Origin of the sequence: Bacillus sp. bc15, assembly GCF_900142585.1 — a bacterium.
Classification (GTDB): Bacteria; Bacillota; Bacilli; order Bacillales; family Bacillaceae_G; genus Bacillus_A; species Bacillus_A cereus.
Genome location: NZ_FRBJ01000001.1, coordinates 797,033 through 798,859, shown reverse-complemented (window position 1 = coordinate 798,859; position 1,827 = coordinate 797,033). Strand labels below are relative to the sequence as shown.

Here is a 1,827-nt window from a genome sequence, read left to right as displayed (position 1 = left end):
TAGTAATTAAAGATGAATGGATTCGATATTATCCTAAACACGAAATTGGTTCACAAGTAATTGGGTATGTAGAAAATGACCTTAATTCAAAGCATATGCTTGTTGGAAAAAGTGGGATTGAGCTGCAATATGAAAATGATTTAAAAGGAAAACCAGGAAAAACTCTTATTTTTAAGATTGGTAATAAAAAGTTCTTCTGGAACATTCAAAACGTACAAAAAGGAAAAGATGTCCGGCTAGCCTTAGACTCTAAATTGCAGCAAAAAACAGAGGAAGCATTAAGATCTCAAATTAAGAAAATACCTGATGCTAAAGCTGGTTATGTTGTAGTGAGCGATGTAAAAACTGGCGCAATTTTAACTATGGCCAACTCGGCAGTATTTAATCCAAATACACACGTATCATCTAAAAATGAAAACTTTAAATCACTTTCGCAAAATAAAACAATTCAAAAATTAAAGTATGGTGAATCTTATGTAAATATGTCCTCTACTATAAAGCCGCTTACTATTTTAATTGGATTAAGCGAAAAGCTTTTTCAACCTGAAGATACTTATTTAGATAAGGGTACCTTTCAGTATGATAATCAAAATAACATTTCGAATGCACCTGGAACGCCAACAGGTGAGATTACACCAAGGCAGGCTATTATTAATTCATCTAACACATTTATGACAGCAAAAGTAGCTCTGCCCTTATTCAACCAAAATAATGGGAATATAGAAAAGGTGGCACATATATGGACAGATTATTTAATGCAATTCGGCCTACGTTCTAAAACCGGGATTGATTTACCCTTTGAAGAATACGGGCAATATGAATTCCATCCATCTAATACGTTTGAAAAGGGAATCTCCGCTTTATTAAATGCCTCTTGGGGAGAAAATGAAGTGCATACCCCCCTTCAACTCGCTCAATATGCAGCAACTTTGGCAAGTAAAGGCGACAAATATAAACCTCAAATTGTAAGTGTGATTATTGGTCAGGACGGTAAGGAAACAAAAAAGTTTAAACCCATTTTAGAAAGTTCAAATCGTTATCCTATGGAATTTTGGAGTGTCTTGCAAGGTGGAATGAGTCAGAATATAGAGGAGATTAAAAATTTACCCTTTCATGTTGCAGGTAAAACGGGTAGTACAGGTTCTCCGAATGAGCAAGAAAGAATGATAAATCATTCTCTTTTCATTTCATATGCTCCTACCGAAAATCCACAAATCGCCATTTCTGTCGTTATTCCTGGTAGTAATTCAGAAAAAAACATTGCCGCTCTCGTTACAGCAGAAGTTTTAGAGTTCTGGCATACACTTCAATAAGAAAATAAAAACAAAGAGGAAGGTTCATTAAAGTAAACCTTCCTCTTTTACCATATAGAATCTATATTTATTATTTTCCACATACCTTCATGATCCTTTTCGAACACAAATGAATATTTAATATCCGTTAAAACATACTCTTTTTGTACATACCCAGTATTACCGTTAAATGTCGATATTTTCATATATTCATCATTTTGCACTTTTTCTGGAATCCAAGCTTTTACCATTTCATTAGATACTTCATATAAAATTTGTGATTCTCGTTTTGGTTCAGCTAAAATTTTCGTTTTATTTCCAGTAACAGTTACATATATATAATGGTCTCGCTTTGATTGGTTACTTTCTGTCATTCCACTTGGTACTTTATATACTTTCTTTGTATCATTTGCAAACTCTCCCCCCATTGTAAGGGCGACTTGCAACTCATGAAAAATATCTTCATCAAACTTCAGTTCATCCTTCTTATAACTCTTCCCTTTAAATAGAACTTCATCATTTAACGCTTTGTACA

1 protein-coding gene and 1 pseudogene are annotated in these 1,827 nt (G+C 33.6%); one reads left to right on the top strand and one right to left on the bottom strand.

Going from position 1 to position 1,827, the window contains the following annotated elements:
• Positions 1–1,313, top strand: a 1,313-nt coding sequence (locus tag BUA87_RS03920; protein ID WP_072938478.1) for a peptidoglycan D,D-transpeptidase FtsI family protein, incomplete at its 5' end; no start/stop codon positions are given.
• 47 nt (positions 1,314–1,360) lie between these two features.
• On the opposite strand, the pseudogene BUA87_RS03915 reads toward BUA87_RS03920, so the two are convergent.
• Positions 1,361–1,827: pseudogene (locus BUA87_RS03915) on the bottom strand (SH3 domain-containing protein); the annotation flags it as partial.